The sequence below is a fragment of the Phaeodactylibacter sp. genome, assembly GCF_040219495.1.
In the GTDB taxonomy this organism is placed as follows: Bacteria; Bacteroidota; Bacteroidia; order Chitinophagales; family Saprospiraceae; genus Phaeodactylibacter.
On the sequence record NZ_JAVJSK010000121.1, the window covers coordinates 102,858 to 120,694 of the forward strand.

At 53.1% G+C, this 17,837-nt stretch carries 8 protein-coding genes; 2 read left to right on the forward strand and 6 right to left on the reverse strand.

The genetic code is table 11. The features are described from left to right. Positions 1-97 precede the first annotated feature (97 nt). From RIC19_RS19290 to RIC19_RS19305, 4 genes are all read right to left on the reverse strand, one after another. Positions 98-2,479 (reverse strand): M14 family metallopeptidase, encoded by a 2,382-nt coding sequence (locus tag RIC19_RS19290; protein ID WP_350179998.1) that lies wholly within the window; start codon positions 2,477-2,479, stop codon positions 98-100. A 126-nt stretch (positions 2,480-2,605) separates the two neighbouring features. Beyond that, entirely contained in the window at positions 2,606-3,838 is a 1,233-nt protein-coding gene (locus RIC19_RS19295) for an ABC transporter permease (RefSeq protein ID WP_350179999.1), read from the reverse strand. 18 nt (positions 3,839-3,856) lie between these two features. After that, entirely contained in the window at positions 3,857-4,372 is a 516-nt protein-coding gene (locus RIC19_RS19300) for a hypothetical protein (RefSeq protein ID WP_350180001.1), read from the reverse strand. Between the two features lie 18 nt (positions 4,373-4,390). Next, positions 4,391-7,969: a PASTA domain-containing protein gene (locus tag RIC19_RS19305; protein ID WP_350180002.1), complete on the reverse strand. Its 3,579-nt coding sequence runs from the start codon at positions 7,967-7,969 to the stop codon at positions 4,391-4,393. A 103-nt stretch (positions 7,970-8,072) separates the two neighbouring features. On the opposite strand from RIC19_RS19305, the gene RIC19_RS19310 reads away from it, so the two are divergent. Next, entirely contained in the window at positions 8,073-9,362 is a 1,290-nt protein-coding gene (locus RIC19_RS19310; RefSeq protein WP_350180003.1) for an MATE family efflux transporter, read from the forward strand. Between the two features lie 6 nt (positions 9,363-9,368). Continuing rightward, on the forward strand, positions 9,369-10,118 hold the full coding sequence (locus RIC19_RS19315; protein ID WP_350180004.1) for a 7-carboxy-7-deazaguanine synthase QueE: 750 nt from the start codon (positions 9,369-9,371) through the stop codon (positions 10,116-10,118). Between the two features lie 74 nt (positions 10,119-10,192). Here RIC19_RS19315 and RIC19_RS19320 read toward each other — a convergent pair whose 3' ends face one another. Next, positions 10,193-13,807, reverse strand: coding sequence for a reprolysin-like metallopeptidase (locus RIC19_RS19320; RefSeq protein WP_350180005.1), 3,615 nt, complete (start codon positions 13,805-13,807; stop codon positions 10,193-10,195). 163 nt (positions 13,808-13,970) lie between these two features. Then, positions 13,971-17,645 carry a cadherin-like domain-containing protein gene (locus tag RIC19_RS19325; protein WP_350180006.1) on the reverse strand — a complete coding sequence of 1,225 codons (3,675 nt, stop codon included), beginning with the start codon at positions 17,643-17,645 and terminating at the stop codon, positions 13,971-13,973. Between the last annotated feature and the right edge of the window lie 192 nt (positions 17,646-17,837).

Below are 17,837 nucleotides of genomic sequence, written 5' to 3' on the forward strand. Positions count from 1 at the left end.
ATGTAAAACGTCTGCTGTAAAAGTAGAAGAGGCGTAAGGAAAAAGTATCTTGGGGTGTAGGGGTTGTTCCGTGAATCGTGGTTTTTACCCTCACCTGTTATTTAATGACTTTCTGTCTTTGAAGTACGGTATTTCCAGACTCTAATGAAAGGATATAGAGCCCGGTTTCGTAAGGCTTCATGTCCAAAGCAAGCGTCTGCTTTTGCGCAGGAGGGAGTGCTCTGCGGTATACGGTTTGCCCAAGGGCATTACGGAGTACCAGTTGCGTGCTTATGCCTTCTGACAGGCCCTGCACTTGCACCGTCAGCTCTTCCCGAACAGGATTGGGAAAGGCTCGCAACGCAGGCGCCGTTGGTTGGAAGCTTGAGGCATTCACCATGATAGAATCCAGCGTTTCCACTTCCAGGTCATCCACATAAAAGCCATCGAGCTGTATGAAGTTGTCAGATGCCATCAGAAAGCGGATGGAGACCGACTCGCCAAGGTATTCGGTCAGGTCAATTTCTTCCTGTACCCACTCATTTTGAATGCCCTGATAGAGCGGCTCTGCGGGCTGAAAGCCCCCGTTGCCGGTCACGGTATAGCGGCCACAGAGTGGGATCCAGCTATTGCCGGCATTTGTAGAAAGCTGCACTTGAGCGTAGTCGTAGTCCTCTTCGGTTGCCCATCGGGCCTGAAAGCGCAGGAAAGCTTTTCCGGCTTCTTCATTCAGGGCCAGGTTTTCATTCAGCGTCAGCAGGTTGGTTGTTCCGGCAGGGTAATTGCTGAAAGGGCTGTCGGTGAAGGAATTGGGGGCGGAGACAAAAGCCTCTGTGGTCAGCGCCCAGGAGCCGCTGGTTGTCCAGTTGGACGGGCTGTCCATAGGGTCTGCGAAGACTGTATTGGTTTCGCCATTGAGGTAGGTTTTTTCCAGGGTGTCGCGGTAAACGTATCCGCCATAATCCAATGCAATAGCGAAGCGCACTTCTTCAATAATGGCTGATCCCGGCATCACCATATAGTCGAAGGAGTAGCCCGTGCTTTCCAACAGATCAAGTGTAAGCACCTGCGGGGCCGAAGCCACTACTACATTAGAGCTACCGGCGGTAACGCTCAGGGTGGCGCTGCCATCCTCCAGCCCAAACCGCTGTATTTCCAGCGGGATGGTACCCTGCAAACTGCTGAGGGCTTCCGGGGTTTCGTCCCGGACTTCCAGATAATAATGCACCAAATTTGCCATAGCCAGGTTTTGCCACAGCACTCCTTTATTCAGGCGGTCAATAGCCGAGGCGGGGGGCCAGAACCCAAAGGTGCCCGGCCCGACTTCCGGCGTGTAGGAGTACGCCTTGTCTTTGGTTTCCATTTCGCCGTACATCCAGTCATCGCTGCCACCGTTGACGACATAGCCCACCGTTTCGGTGCCAGTGCCAAGTTTGTAGTTGTTGTACCGGTTCATGACGTTGCCCATGCCTTTGAAAAGGGCATCCTCGCTTGTAGGGATATCATTGTAGCCCCAAGGGTGGATGAGCAGGTTGCCAAAAGTATGGTAATTGAGGATGATCTGGAAGTTGTGCTGTTCGCAAAAGGCTTTTGCTGCCTGTGTTTCGGGCTCGGAGAAAGGAGCATCGCCCCGGAACACCTGACTGTTGGGGTCGGGGGAGGAGCCGCTGTTGTCAAAACCCCACTCGAAGCCATAGTTACGGTTGAGGTCAACTCCGAACACATTGCCACCAAAGGGGCGGCGGTTTTTACGCCAAAGCCCGCCTCCTTCGGGCGTGATTTGCTCATTGTAGACATAGCCGTCCGGGTTGAGGCAGGGGATGAAATACATGGCGGTTTCATTCACCAGAAATTGGACCTGAGGGTCAGAATCATAGTTTTCGAGCAGGTGCCAAAGGTAGAAAATGATCTGAGAGAGGCTGTTCGGTTCACGGGCATGATGCAGGGCCGTGTACAGTACGCGGGGCTCTGCGGGCTCATCCGTGGCAGCGTTGTCCGAAACCCGGAGCCAGTAGATCGGGCGCCCTTCAAAAGTAGTGAAGGTGTCGATAGGCGAAACGGGCGTGATGAGGTCAGGGAACTGATCGTGCATCCGTTCAAACTCCGCCAGCATTTCTTCGTAAGTGAAATAGCCTCCCATAGTGCCGTCCACATAATTTTCAGGCGTAGCGATGTCCGCAAAAGGGTCATCCGTTGCGCAGTCACCGTTGCGCAGGCCAAGTTGCTGAGGCTGCTGCCGATAGTAAGTGCCTACGTCTTCAATGGCGATTTGGTGTGGGATACCTGCGGCTTCCAGGAGTTGTACTTCCCGCTCAGAGAAGTCATTGACCAGGAATGCGCCCGGGCGGATGATGCCGTGGTCGGTCTCCAGGCCGAGTGCGCCCACTTCCTGAATGCTGTGGCGGGAGAGGTCAATGCGTACCCGGTGGTAGGTAGTTTGTGCAGAAAGAAGGTGGGCTCCCAGCAGGAGTAAAGCGAAGGGTAGTAACAGTTGCCTCATGTGGTCGTTTTTTCTTAACCAAGTTCGTAATCATTCCTAAATCCGGAAACGAACATAAGACAAAATTTCGATTCTCTGGTTGAGGGGAGAACCTGATTTGGACAAGCCGCTTACAGAAGAACAGGTTTATTCCTCCCTGATGAGAGCAGAAACCCGCATCGCACGCAAGGCAGGCGGGATTGCAGCTAGCAGCCCGATGGTCAGTACCGTGATGGCTACCGAAACAAAATCTACGAACCGCAGACTGATGGGGTAGGCTTCAACAATGAAGTTGCCGGGCACGGTAATCAGTCCGATGTACTTCTGCGCTGCGTACAACCCTAAGGCCAGCACAATGCCAATGACCAGGCCCATCAGGCTCAGGAGTACACCCTCGGCCAGGAAGATATCGCGTATGGTGGTTTTCAAGGCGCCCATGGAGCGCAAGATGGCAATATCCGGCTGTTTTTCCAGCACGATCATCCACAGGGCACCAATCATGTTGAAGGAGACCAGCAACAGCATAAGGCTGGCAATCGCGTAGCTGAGCCATTTTTCTATCTGCATCAATTTGAGGAAGGCGGCTTCCTGTTCAAAGCGGTCTTTAACGTCATAGCCTTCGCCAAGGAGAGCGGCGATCTGTGTTACGGCATCGCGGGAGTCCACCCCTGCTTCCAGTCGCAGCTCTATGGCACTGACCTCATTGGAGTCCGACTCCAGCAGGCTTCGCGCAAAGCTGATAGGAGCGAGTACGTACTCGTTGTTGAATTCATGCTGTATGACAAAGGTGCCGCCCGGATAAATGTACCGGCGGCGGAAAGGCTGTAGCTGCCGGCTGAACAACCCCCGGCTTTGACTGCGGCGGGGCATGTACACACCGAGCTCTGTGAAGGGGTCGCCAATATTGACGTTGAGTTTGTCGCGCATGCCTAAGCCGAGAATAGCCAGCTCCTTTTGACCGTCCTTGAGCAGGTAGGTGCCCTCCCGCACGGTCGTATCAATGCCCACTACCTGCTCATAGCCAGGGGCTAAGCCTTTGAGTGTACCGAAGTCCTGATTGTCTTTGTACTCAAAGAAAGCCACTTCTTCCAAAGAGGTGGTTACCGCGGCTACTGCTTCCAGGGCCAGCAGTTCTTCCAGCATGACCGTATCCGCGTTGAAAGTTTTGCCCTGCGCAGGCGTGATCTTCACATCGGGGTTGAAGTTGCTGTACATCGTCGCAATGAGGTCCTCAAACCCGTTGAATACGGAAAGCACCAGGATAAGCGCTGCTGACCCCACCGCAATACCAAATATGGCAATACCGGTAATGATATTGATGGCGTTTGTGGACTTTTTGGCAAGCAGGTAGCGGCGGGCAATCCGTATGGAAAACTGCATAGTCGGGCTTTACTGTTGTTATTGAACGGGGCGTGTGGGCAAATTGGGCGTTTTGATGGTCCGCAACATACCACGCTGCTCGTCAATCATCAGGTTTTGCTCATTGTTCATGAATTCGTATTCCCCGATGAGTTTTTGCAGGTCCGTATTCATTTCCTCAAAGTCGGCAATACGGTTTTCTACCGGGTAGCCTTCCACTTTCAGGCGCTTGAGCAGATCGTCATGCTTTTTCAGGACTTCGGCCTGATGCCCGAAAAAGGTCTCGTGTTTGGCCAGGAGCTTGTCGTGGTTTTCGCGCAGTTGCGTATGCAGGGAGTCTTTCCTGATTTTGTTGGGCTGCCCGTCGTACTGCTCGCGGAGCACCATGTACTCTTGCTGGGTCTGATCGAAGCTGTTGCGGTAGTACTTCAGCGAGGCTCGCACCTCATCGTATTGTTTTTTCGACTCTTCAAATTTAACTTCCTGCTCATTGGTACAAGCCGTGAATAAAGTGGCGGCCAAAGCCAGTAGAAAAGTGATGCGTGTCAGGTTCATGGTATGCATTGGTTTTTATTAAAAGTCTTCTTCGCTCTCTCCGGGTACGCCTACGGATTCGGGGCAGCCGTCCGGTCGGGTGGTGGTCAGGTACAGGTCAATAGAAGCCCCTTTGATGACCATCCTTCCGGGCACAAACTCCGGCTCTTGCTGGTAAATAAACGCACTGCCTTCCGCCCCTTCTGCTCCGAAGGTCTGCCCAAGGGAGAGGTTAGAACTGGTCAGCAGGAACTTCGCTTCGTCAAAGCGCTTACAGATCAGGTCGGGCAGCGCTACCTCATTGGTAATCCGCTCGGTAATCACAAATTCCAGGGTAGAGCCCCGTGGTACTTTTACGCCCCGGCGCAGCATGTCATCCGTGATTTTACGGCCATTATGGAAAAAGTAAAGTACGGTATTTTCCTCCTGTTTGTTGTCAAAGATCCGCTCCTGAATCCGGGTGCTTACATCAATACGGCGCAGCTTCGTGCGGTACTGATCGAAGTTGTAGCCTGCCCGCATGAGCGTAGGCAGCAGCACGGAGTCGGCCTGCGCCCGGTACTTGCTGACGTAGATGGTGCGCCCTTCCTTGGCCCGCTGATTGGGCATAGGCTCTTGCTGATAAATGGTGTTGGGGCGTTTGTTGCTGTCGAAAAAGGAATCGATGGCTACAATCGTGAAGTTCTGCTTTTCGGCTTTGCGCACCGCGTCCCGCATATCCATACCGGTATAGTCAGGGACTTGTATGGACTCGCCGTGGCGGGTATAAATTTTGAGGGACCACCGCACGATATAGACGGACCCAAATACCATGAGCAGGATACCGGCAAAATTGCGCAGAAAGACCGGTGATTTTAGAAATTGCCAGGCTTCCTTTAGGTAGATTTTAGCCCTGGCCATTACCTGTTCTGCCAAAGGATTCGGCTGGCCAGCATCAGAACGCTTACTGTTCGAGGGTTCCGGAGTGGCAGAAGGGGTATCCTCATTCATAGTGGTCGTATTGTAAGTAGGTTGGGCTGAGGCTTCGGCTTCAGCCGGTATGTTTTGGTTATCGGTTTCAGATGATTGCAGCGCACCTGTTATCACCGCTTCCAGAAGCACCGCCGGCGTGTGTCCCGCTGCTGCGATCTGTACACCCAGCAGGCTGTGCTTTGTGACCGGTGGCTGGAGGTTGATGTCAAAAATATAAACCTCCGGTGCTTTACCTTCCTGCAAATGTACAAAAGCATCGAGATTGGCCGGGCTTTTCAGGTCGAGCAGGCGTACCGCTTTTTCCAGTTGCTGCTGAATGCTCCACGCAACGCCTTCGTCGGAGGCGAAACGAGCGGGCGTACTGCTGTATTTTATGGCTTGTTCATACTTTTCGCCGGGGCGTAGGATATGACCGTTGGGCCTGACTTCGGATATGGGCAGCCATTGGTATTGCACCGCCCCGTTTTGCTTAGCGACCGGGTAAACATGTGCGCTGATTTCCAGTAGGCGATACCCAGCTTTACGGGTAATTTGCGGGGCAGCTACCAGAGCTGTGTTTTGTGGGAAAATGGCTCCCGGAGGGAGGCCCAATATCCGTTTGGCTTCCCGGCCTTCTTCACTGCCGGGGCGGAAAAGCAGGCGGGTATAAGCTTGTAGTTCTGAGCGGGAATTCAATAATTGCACACCGGAGCTGTAATGCCCATACAGAGGGCGGACCACCATGGGGTAACCCACCTGGTTTTCCAACCGGCTCAGGGCCCCTGCTGCATTCTCATTATAGTCCGGTTTAGTCAGTTTCAACTGATAAGGTACGGCGACCCCATTCCGCCCCAGGGTCTGCAAAAGCTGGTATTTATCGGCGCAGAGCCGGACGACCTGATCCGTTGCGCTGTTGTGGGGGAGCCCCAGCCTTTGCAGTTGTGTATGCAATGACTGCGTGGCTGACGGGGGCTGCTGAAGGGTCAGCCAGACGTATTGGGCCAGTGCGGGCCAGCTACTGACGGGGCAGGGCTCGGGTATTTTAGGGTAGGCTCTGCTGCCGTATTGCTGGCTTAGGGTTTCCAGCGCTTCATCGTATTGCTGTGGGACAGAAGTACTGCTGCACAAATGGTGAAGCTCGGGCATTGAGGCCGACAGGAATACCTCTGCGGGCAAACGGAAATACCGGGTACCCGTTTCGGAAGTCGTCTCCCAAATGGGAAGAGGTCGATACCCTTGCATACCATCCAACCACTGGAATACTTCCCGGGCGCTCTCCAGGGAAAGCCCGCCACCGTAGCCAAACCCTCCGCAGATAAGAGCGATGCCTTTTTCTTCCCGGGCCCGACTCATGGACAGCTGCTGCTGAAGCTGCTGGCCCAGTTGATGACCTGCAGCGGGCGTACTTTTCAGAGAAGCTTGGATTAAAAGAGTCAGCGCCTGACTGGGCGTGAGGCCTATTTGCCCGAAACTGCCCCAGATCGGAGCCCCCATCGTGGCGTCGGGCTGACTGGTGATGCGGTCAATCACAAACTGCCCGTTCGAGAGGCTGTACCCACTGATTTGGGCGAAAGCCCGTAGCTGTAGCCGCTGGAAAATCTCAATGGACAGGTTGCTGATGTGGTCCAGAAAACGTACATTGGTATAAGCGTGCGGAATCTGCGGTGGCAGTGCCAATAGTCCTGCATCAGGGGTGGCCACTACCGTACAGCTAAAGGGGACCTCTTCGGGCACTTGCTTGATCAAAACTTTTTCCTGCAGGCCTTCCAGCTTGCTCCGCAACCGGAAAGCGGTGACTGCTTGCAGGGCGGCTGCTTCATTAAAATATTCAAGGAGCTGATCGGGAGCCAGGATCAGAATCGTTCCTGCTTCTGTTTGCACCTCAATGGGGAAACCCAGCCCGTCTTCTAAATCTCCCAGCAGTTGAATGGTTTCCTGCTGTTCAAAGGTGCTGCGGTCCTGCCACTCGGCTATGGGCAGGATGTCCTCAAAGAAAGCCCGGTTGACTGCCAGCTCGAACCGCTCCAGATCATCGGGGTGTTCCAGCTCGGTCTGCCCGCAAGCCGTTGGGATATCCCCGGGGCTTACCCGGACGGGAAACCGGAGTTGCTCTCTGACGCGTTGGTGCAAGGCCTGAGGAGGTGAATTCGTCCAGTCTTCACGCGTCAGGGTGATGGCCGGCGTTGTGGAAAAGTCGTGGAGGTCGAGTAAATCCCGCAGCCGGCCCGGGTCGGCTGTGTAGCGGCAAACTGCAGGCGCAAAGCCGCTGTAGGGTACGCCCAGTTCTTCCAGCTTTTCCTGGAGCTGTCCGTCTTCTGCAAAAGTACCCTGCATCGCAATCCAGGCAAAGTCGATGCAGGACGCCAAATCCGGCCATTCCAGAGGGCGGTCGAGGTGCCTCAGGTGGCTACCTTCCTGTGTGTCAGGCAATGATTCCTGCGCCCGGACAAAGCCATTGGCTTTGTCCGGATTGGCAGAAAGCAGGTCTTGTATGTCGGCCGCCTCGAGGGCAGCAGGGTGCATCAGATAGAGCCGGCCACGTGCATCTACCAGGAGTGGTATGGGTTCGAACAGGGCCCGGTCTAACAGGGCAAAGGCTGCCCTTGCGTTCGGAAGCGAACGGTTGCGCTCGCGGGAAGGGCCACCAAACAGAATACCTACTTTCATAAAACCAGCGGGTTTTCGGCTGTAAAGGTAAGGAAGTCTGCCAGAATATCTTAGGTGAAGCTCAGACGTAGAATGTGTATGTTTGCAGCTCAATTTTGCCTTTATGAACCGTGAGATCCTTCGGCTGGCTATTCCCAATATCATCAGTAATATTTCGGTGCCCCTCCTGAGCAGCGTAGATACAGCACTGATGGGGCGTATGTCAGAACTGCACATTGGTGCGGTAGGCATCGGGGCGATGCTGTTCAATTTCATCTACTGGAACTTTGGCTTTTTGCGTATGGGCACCACCGGTCTTACTGCTCAGGCCTACGGGCAGCAGTCTGATGAAGTGGTGGCGCATACCCTTGGGCGTGCGCTGCTGATCGTGTTTGGCGTGGCTGCGCTGCTCTTGCTGCTGCAGCAACCGCTCGGAGAAGCCGGTATCGCCCTGATGAATACGGAAGCCCGTCAGGCAGGGCTCGTCCGAGACTACTTTTTTATCCGGATTTGGGCGGCCCCGGCTACGCTGGGCCTCTATGCGCTAATGGGCTGGTTTTTTGGCCTGCAGAATGCCATCTACCCGCTGGTGCTGACCATCATCATCAACGTCGCCAATATTTTGCTGAGTATTTACTTTGTAGAATATCAGAGTATGGGCGTTGCCGGAGTGGCTTATGGCACCCTCATCGCACAGTATATTGGCCTGCTGGTTGCATTGGTGCTGGTTTTTTATCGCTACGGCCACCTGTTGAAACACTTCCGGTTGCGCGCCATCAGTGAATGGGAGAAACTACTGGGTTTTCTGCGCATCAATGCTGATATCTTTCTGCGCACCCTGTGCCTGACGGGGGTATTTGGGTTTTTCTATGCCCAATCCTCCGGGCAGGGAGAGCTGATGCTGGCGGTAAATACCATTCTGCTCCAGTACCTCAACTGGATGTCCTACGGGGTGGACGGCTTTGCGTATGCTTCCGAGAGCCTGGTGGGCAAGTACAAAGGCGCTTCAGACGCGCAGCGTACCCGTCGGGCCATCGGGCTGTCTTTCGCGTGGGGGATGGGGCTGGCTGCGCTGTTTAGCCTGGGCTACGGGCTGGGCGGCAACGCATTGCTCCGCTTGTTTACCAATCAGCCAGATGTGATTCAGGCCGCTCAGCCTTTTTTGTTTTGGATGGTGCTCCTCCCGCTATTGGGCACGCCAAGCTACATCTGGGACGGCGTCTATATCGGCCTTACGGCTTCGAAAGCCATGCGGAACAGTATGCTGCTGGCGTTTGTTACCTTTTTGCTGGCGTATACGGCTGCCCGGAGTATGGGCAATCACGGACTTTGGCTGGCGATGTTGGTCTTCCTGGTTGCACGAGGGGGCTTTCAGCACTGGCTGTTCAACCGAAAAGGACTGGCACTGAACTGATTGGATATGATGATTAAGATTGCAAAACCGGACCAGGCACCGGAAATTTTCTATTCTATTCAGGGGGAAGGCAAAAACCTGGGGCAACCCAGCATCTTTGTCCGCACTTCGCTATGCAACCTGCACTGTAGCTGGTGCGATACCGACTATACCTGGAATTGGGAGGGCACGCGTTTTACCCACGATAATGACACCCGGCCTGGCTACCGCAAGTTTAAAAAAACGGAGGTTCTCGCTGAGCTGCCTCTGGAGGAAGTCGTTGCCGCCATACAGCAGTACCCCTGCAAAAATGTCATCCTTACGGGAGGGGAGCCCATGCTGCAGCAGCCCGGGCTGGCCGCACTTATGCAGGCATTGGGCAGCGACTATTGGTTTGAGGTAGAAACGAATGGTACCCTGCTGCCGGAGCCGGGCTTCGAAGCGGCGATTCATCAGTATAACGTCTCCCCAAAACTGTCCAATTCCAACAATAGCCAAAAACTGCGGGAGCGCCCTAAGGCCTACCGCTACTTTGCCCAAAGCGACAAAGCCCACTTCAAGTTTGTTGTTGCCAATCCATCGGAATTACAGGAAGTCCTCGACCTGACGGACCGGTACGCCATCCTGCCATCCCGGGTTTACCTGATGCCGGAAGGCACCAATCCGGAAAGCCTGGCAGATAAGCAGGCATGGCTGGTGGAGGCTTGCAAAACTCATGGCTTTAACTTTACCAGCCGCTTGCACATCTTCATCTACGGCAATAAGCGCGGGGTCTGAAAACAGCGAAGGGCAACCCCGCCGGGATTGCCCTTCACCATTTTCCAAATCAAGGCGTCAACCTTTCAAATGGATTATCTGCGGATAATCAGTTTCTTCGTCAGCTGGCCGTTAGCTGTGCGCAGGCTTACGGCATAGATGCCACCGGGCAGGTCTGCAGTTTCCAGGCGCATCTGACGGGCGCCACTTGGGAAGCGTACCTGCTGCAGCAGTTGGCCCTGCAGGTTGAAGAGCATCACCTCAGCCTGCTGTTCTACCGGGCGGTCGAGCTGAAGCGTCACCTCGTCACGGGTAGGGTTTGGGAAGAGCGACAGGTTGTTGCCAATGCCTTCGTTCTGTGTATTCACTACGGCATCTTCATCAACGATGATATTGAACGTCTCGGCACCGATAAAGCCACCATCCGGATTTTCCAGTGTAAACAGGAATGCATCAGCCGGGGTATCGCTACCGTCATGTACATAGACCAGGTTGAGCGACTCGATGGTCTCCTGGGTGAAGTGGTCATTAATGGCAAGCTCTACGCCGCCCCGGAACAGTTGGCCATGCGCTGGCAGGGTGATGATTCGGTACTTCAGCTGCGCCGGGCCATAACTGCCATCTGTAGCGCTGAGTTGTTCGGTGGTAACGGTATTGCCACCCCCCGGAGGTACGTTGAGCGGTTCATTGGTCAGCAGGCTCGGCTTAGCAGGTTCCGTTGTGGCACAGAATTCGATAGACCAGCTTTCGATAGCGCCACCGCCGCCGCTGCCAACAGCTTCTACTTTTAGTTGCCATTCGCCGGCAGTGCCTTGTCCGTCAAAGTCGGAGAGGCTGCCTTCCGGCTGAGCAATCTGCCCCGTTAGTGGAGGGCAGTTGATGCCAAAGGGCGCTTCGTCGTCAAAGCCAAGGCGGATCAGTCCCGTACTCAGGCAGTTCTGATCAAAGAGGAGGACCTCCGTGCTTTCCGGGCTGATCAGCGATACTTTCAGGTTATTGACCGGCTGATAGGAAATCTCCACATCAGAAAGGTTGATATCGCTGATGGTCCCGTTTTCGATGATATCCAACCGTGAGATTTTTACATTGGCATTAGAGCTGATGTTAATCGGCAGGTCTGAAGCCGCGTAGTCTTCACAGGAAATGCTGGCTGTACGAAAGACAAAAGGATCGAGCCATTCGCTGGGGCCACACTCCTCGCTTACCGGACGGATACGCCAGTAGAAGAAGTCATTGTTTTCAAAAATAATATCGTCAGGTACAAAATCGGTAGGCTCCAGGATGTCCATTTCGCTGTAGATGACGGCGTCACCAAATGCAGGGCTCGTGGCAATCTCGAAATCATAGCGGTCGGCATCCGGGACTGCACTCCAACTGAATGGTGTAGACAAAACGATATCTGCGGTGCCACTTGCCGGGGACAGAAGCTCCAGCTCTGAGAAGTCATTGGAGATGGTTGATAAATTCAGGAATCTTACAGCAGGGGGCAGACTGTCCGTAACTCCAATGATTTCCAGGGCAAAAGTATCTTCAACGAAAGTACCCCAGTCGATGGACAACGTAGTAGAAGCGCCGGGGGCAACAGGATTCTCACCAAAACTTACGGTAGCACTAGCAGGCAGGTCACCAACTACGGATAGCGTAACGGGCTGCTCAAAACCAAGAATAGCAGAAGTGCTAATGTCAATATTGGTTACTCCCGGCAAGCAAATAGGGGTGAGCGATTCAGGGTTAAGCGTCATCGCAAAGCCGGGCTCGGTAGCCGGGACAATTTCAAAATCGGCATTAGAGATATCAAAGAAGATATTGTCAGCTGCCTGTACCCGGATGCGGGCATCATCAGATACGGCATCAGGTACGGTGACGAATGCGCTGCCATCATTAGGTGTGCCTGCCAGTAAAGTGAAAGGATAGGTCTGCCCGCCGTCTACGGATAGTTTGATATCGACGTGGTAGCAGCGCACCCGGTTGTTGTCGGTATTGGCTACATCCCAGCGTACTTCCTGATAATCGCCTACGGTCCAGACTACTGTATCGGAGTTAGGAATCTGAACGCGGAATGGCCCGGAGGTTTCGTCCGATTTGAAGGCTACGGCATCCCATACGGCATTTCCGCCCTGAGGGTTGTTGTCCCGAACGGTGCAGCGGAAGGTCAGGTTACGCCCGTAATCAGGCAGGATTTCGGTGTTGTCGAAGTTGTTACTGATGATTTTATTGAGCCTTGGGAAAACCCGGGTTGGGGATTCTACGGGAGAGAAGGACCGGAAGAGCGGGCTGTCCCCCTGAGGGTTGCCCAGGCCAACATCGTTAGGCCCAAGGTTATACTGTTCCCAACAGTAGGTGATAGCATCTCCATCAGGGTCTGAACCTTCTGCGGTTAATTCAAAAGGAGTACTCAGAGGTATCCAGAACCCATCTTCCAACGGGATTTCCACAGTAGGCTCTGCATTGGTAGTAGGTGTTTTTGTGGGGCAGTTGTCGCCATTACCTTCCCGGGTGTAGTTGAAAATTTGTTGCAGCGACGCGGTATGATAGTGGTCATCGGTCATATCGGTAATGTTGTCATCCTGGGCGCAAATGCCCGCATAAGCCATAATCGTGCTGCCACTACCGGGTTCGAATGCGGTGGCAGCAGTTACGTTCTGACAGCTGTTCATGGTGTGGGTTGCACTAAATTGGTGCCCAACCTCATGCGCGATGATATCAATCACAAACGGGTCGCCTTCTGGCAGGGTAATGCCGGATACACCGTTGGATTTGTTGGTGTTACAGGCAGAGCTCAGAGAAGCTACACCATTGCCTACAAAATCATTGTGCACATTGAGTACGTGCCCGATATCGTAATTGGGCAGACCTATGTTGGAATTGATGGCTATGCCCACCTGGCTCAGCAGCTCTGAAGTATTTCCGTTGGAAAGGTTGTCTGTTGCAGGATCGGTAAAAATAATCAGGTCGTTATTCTCGATGAGTTCCAGGCGGATAGATGCATCCCGCTCCAGGACCTGATTTAAACGGTTGACCTTGAGTACGATAGCTTCCAGGCCGTCTTCCACTGTGCCGCCATGGTATTGCGTGTATTCACCGGTAGCAGCTACTGCAAACCGGTAAGTGCGCAGGGTGGCCTGCATCAGCAAACCCCGTTCGCTCACCTGGTCATCATAAGAAGGGTCTGCATCTGCGGTATGGTCTTCCACTTCACAGGTAAAACCCTGATACAGTTCAGTATTGGGGTTCTCTCTGGTGGCGTAGGTGATGTAAGCCGGACCGGCCTGATCAATGTAAACGCGGCCATTATCCGAAAAAATGGTAGCATAAAAGCCCTTATTCGGGCCAAAGCCCAACCGGATAGACTCGTGTGGGTTTTCAGGGTTCCACCCCCGGAAGGTCTTAATGGCCGGATAGCGCTGTGCCAGCCCCGGTGCCATTACCGGTGTTTCCACTACATTGAATGCCTTCAGGGTGCCGTCTGGCATTGGCATCAGGAGCTCAAGAGGCGATTCATCCGTGAACTCAGCTGGCGCTGCCCGCAGCGCCGTTCTGATACCCTGTAAATTGAGCTCGAAAGCCTCGTAGTTGTCAACTTGGTATAGCCGCTCCTGCAGGGGTTGCTGCAGTGCTGACCGCGATTCGAGGGCGGTCCAGAAATTCTGCTGCCCGATGGCTGGAAACAGTACAGACAGCAGAAGCAGATAAGTAAGCGTAAATCTCATTTTTGATGTTTTTTTTCCAATTAATAGACAAATTCAAGACGTAGCAGTTCTCAATAGATTGGAAAAGGTGGTGTGCAGATAGGGTTAGAATGAGTGGAGGGTGTGGTTGAGGCTGAGAAAAAGATGCCGGACAGCATCCACTGTCCGGCATTCTTGCTTTGGTTTATTGTACAGCTATTTTTCGGCTGACGATACCTTTCTGCGTTTGTACATTGAGCAGGTAGATGCCTTTAGGCAACTGACTGACGTTGAGCGACAGTGCCCCGCTGACCTCATTAAAGGCTTGCTGAGCCAGGACCTGCCCCTGCAGCGTGACCAATCGCAGGGCAACCCGGCCTTCCACCGCCTGCCCGAAAGCAACATTCAGGATATCCCGGGTAGGGTTAGGGAAAACCCGAAGTGTTTCGTCGAGCTGCTGGTCAAGGGTACTTACGGTAGCGTCCTCATCGATTTGGATACTGAAAGTCTGCGTAGGTATCCAACCGCCCTCGGGGTCTTCCACGATAAAGGTGAAGCCATCGGTTTCGGTATCACTGCCATCGTGCACATAAGTCAGGTTGAAGAGGTTGATGGTCTGCTGCGTGAACTCATCCCCTACGCCGAGCAAGTCACCGCCCCGGAAAAGCTGCCCGTTTTCAGGCAGGGTGACAATCGTGAATTCCAGTTCTTCAGGAGCAGAATCGTTGTCCTGTACTTCCAGCTCATTAGTGGTGATGGTATTGCCGGCGCCCGGAGGAACGCTAAGTACGTTGTTGGTGATGATGTTCGGCGCTGTAGGCGTTACTGTAGCACAGAATTCCAGCCCCCAGCTTTCCAGGGCACCACCGCCAGTACCCTGTTGAGCAATCTCAATCTCCAATGTCCATTCGCCAAAGGTGTCCTCTCCGTCAAAAGCAGAGAGGGGTTCAAGCGGCTTCACCGGAATCGTGGTAATCGGTGGGCATGCGATTGGATTGGGCGCTTCATCATCGAAGGAAGCTCTGAGTAGCGGAGAGCCAAAGCAAGATTGGTCGAACAGGACGACCCGGGTTTGCTCAGGGCTGATAATTGTTACCCGCAGTGCATTAACGGTTTGGTAAGGGATTTCCAGGTCATCGATATTGATGTCGCTGATGGTACCGCTTTCCGTGACGAAAATCTTGGACGTCCGAACTCCCGGGTTATTCGAAAGGTTAACCGGCAGGTCTACCGGCAGGTTGTTGACACAGTCCACCGTTGAGGTCCGGAAAGCTAGCGGGGGCAGGTATTCACCTGTGCCACAATCGTTTTCCGGGCGAATCCGCCAAAAATAAAGCTCGTTTTGTTCCAGGAAGTTTTGTGTGGTATAGCTTGTTCCCGTCAGCCCGGTCGTTTCTTCGAACAGGGTGCCTTCTTCGAAAGTAGGGCTGGTTGCAATCTGGATTTCGTAGCGGTCTGCACTGGGGACATCCACCCAGCTGAAGTCGGTACTGAAAATAATGCCCGATTGCCCATCCACCGGTGTGAGCATTTCCATCGTTGAGAAGTCGCTGGACAGGGTGATGATGCGCAGTTCGCGCAGGGACGTATCCACACCTGGCACTATGGCTTGTACGAAGAGGCTAAGCGTGTCTCTACCCTGATTGGGCGCAATATTGAGGTTCAGGAAGGTAGAGGCACCTGCCGTAAGTGTATCAGACGTAAAGTTAGCGGAAGAGCCCGACGGCAGTTCGCCCAGGAGGCTCAGCATGAGTGTGCTATCATACGCCAGGATAGAGGTGGTGTTGATCTCAATGTTTAGTTCTTCACTGGGCAGGCATACCAATGGGAAGGTGGCAGGGGCAACATTCATCGCATACCCTGGTTCGGTGGCGGCCTCAATAACAAAATCGAAATCATTGATATCGAAGAATATATTGTTAGCGGCCTGTACCCGAATACGGGCATCGTCAGTGGCTACATCCGGCACATCCACAAAGGCTGAACCATCGTTAGGTGTAGCTTCCAGGAGGGTGTAAGGATAGGTGAACCCACCATCCACAGATAGCAGCACATCCACATATTGGCAGTTTACCCGTGGATTGGTGGTGTTGGCTACGTCCCAGGTTACTTCGCGGTATTCACCACCGGTCCAGGTTGTGCCTGTTTCATTGCCTGTGAGTACGACAAACGGGCCAGCTGTTTCATCTGACTTAAACGCAACTGGCTGCCAGACCGCAGCGCCGTGGTTGATGTTGTTATCACGCACTACAAACTGGAACGTCAGGTCACGGCTATAAGTAGGCAATACTTCAGAAGCATCATAATTGTTATTAATGATCTTATTAAGGCGTGGGAAGACTCGCTTATTGCCAGAGGGTGAAGGCTCAAAGGTCCGGAATAGAGGTGCATTGCCCAAAGGTGCGCCAATTGGGGATACAGGGCCGAGGTCAAACTGCTCCCAGATGTAAGTCAGGTTGTCGCCGTCTTCGTCTGTAGCAGTTGCACTGAGCTCAAAAGGCGTGGAAATGGGGATAAAAAACCCATCTTCATAATCCATTTGTATATCAGGTTCATGGTTGGTTGTGATGACTTCAGTACCACAGGTTGAACCTGTCCCCAATCTTGAATACCCAATGAAGTCCTCAAGGGAGCCCACATTGTAATAGGTATCCCGGAAACCAATATTCTGGTTGCCGCAAGCACCTGCGTAAGACATAATCGTAGTGCCGCTGCCAGGCTCGTAAGCGTTAGAACTGGAGAGTTGGTCCAGAATATTAGGACAGTTATTCCAGCTATGACCGACGCTGGTTTGATGAGCTATCTCATGGGCCATAGTTCCTTGTGCAACATTTACGATGTTTGTGCCATAGAAGCAGGTGACACCTCGCCCCTTAGTAGTCGTTGTACAAATGGTTCCTCCCGCTACTCCTCCTAGCGCATCACCATCATCATTAGTGCATGGTCCCGTGAAAACGTGCCCAATATCAAAACTGCTATTACCGATTGCGTTATTTAGATAATTTTGATTTTGATTTAAGAGGGAGTAAGCATTAACCCCATCTGGAAAAGGGTCTATACCAGGGTTTAGATGGATCAGATCGTCGTTACCAGGAATAAGCTCCATAGCGACGGAAACCTCTAACTGGAAGATTTCATTGACCCGGTTTGTAGCGATGGCAAATGCACTCATTACATCGTCCGTCGTTCCGCCCTGAGATTGGGCGAACTCACCAGTACAAGCTAGTGCCATCCGGTAAGTACGCAGTGGAAGTGCTGCACCGGAGGTGTTCCGAAAGGACAGTTCTTCCGATTCCCGGTTGCGCTCCTGCCGGTCTTCAGCTTGCATTTCGTCTGCATGGTCCTCGTACCCGCAAGACAACGGTGGCATGTTTTCAAACTGTAGATCCCGCTTATAGTAGCTGATGTAATACCGGTTCTGATGAGAAGCATAAGGCTCTACGTGGACCCGGCCCTCCGGAGTGTTGATCCCGGCGCTGAGGCCTTTGGTCGTCACTTCAAATCGCGCAGTGACGAGCGGGCGATTCTTACTAATGGCGGTATAAGCCTTAATGTAGGGATATTTTGCTGCGAGTTCAGGTGCCATAATCCGCGATTCCACAACCTCAAAGGTCTCTTGTGTGCCATCAGGAAGGGGCAGAATAACTTCAGCCGGGGTCAATTGTGCAGCCTCTGTAAAGGCCAGAGGTGCATTTGCAACCTGCTGTACGAGAGACTCATACTCCAGGGAAAGGGTACGGTAGACTTTCGCACTAATGGAAACTTCAGACTCCATAGGGAGCATAATACGTTGCTCGCTAATGTCGGTCCAAAAATCGGACTGTGCACCTGCAAAGCTGAGGGCAATGAAGCTGAGGAGAAAAGTAAAAACTGGTTTCATAATTCTACAGTTGTTCTGTAATGACCTTGATAAGTAAATACAGGGCATAGCCTGTTGATATAATTGTTGCCGTCTAGGTTTCAGGGGTGAAGATCAACTCTAAAACCTGGCATTGGTTTGTACAGTCTTGCTTTCAGATGGTTCAATTAGCATATACAGTAAAGGGGGCTTCGGGGCTTTCTGGCTGTTTGT